Source organism: Pseudomonas sp. 2995-1 (genome assembly GCF_002742505.1).
Taxonomy (GTDB): domain Bacteria; phylum Pseudomonadota; class Gammaproteobacteria; order Pseudomonadales; family Pseudomonadaceae; genus Aquipseudomonas; species Aquipseudomonas sivasensis.
Genome location: NZ_LJSA01000109.1, coordinates 1 through 248, shown reverse-complemented (window position 1 = coordinate 248; position 248 = coordinate 1). Strand labels below are relative to the sequence as shown.

At 39.9% G+C, this 248-nt stretch carries 1 protein-coding gene; it reads right to left on the bottom strand.

Annotated features, from left to right (window positions below; genetic code table 11):
• Window positions 1-248 (bottom strand): hypothetical protein (locus tag AOA61_RS00340; RefSeq protein ID WP_143521140.1); only part of this gene is annotated, 248 nt, incomplete at both ends.

The following is a 248-nucleotide window of genomic DNA, read 5'->3' as shown; positions in this document are numbered from 1 at the left end:
CCACCAAACTGAACGATGACACCTTCAGGTTGTTCATTCTCGATAACATGCATAACATCTTCCACCGTAAGAGGTTCAAAATAAAGTTTATCTGAAATTTGGAAGTCCGTTGATACTGTTTCTGGATTATTATTGATAATAATTGCTTCATATCCCGCTTCCTGGATTGCCTTTACCGTATGCACTGTCGCGTAGTCAAATTCAATCCCTTGACCAATTCGGATTGGACCTGAGCCAAGTACTAATAC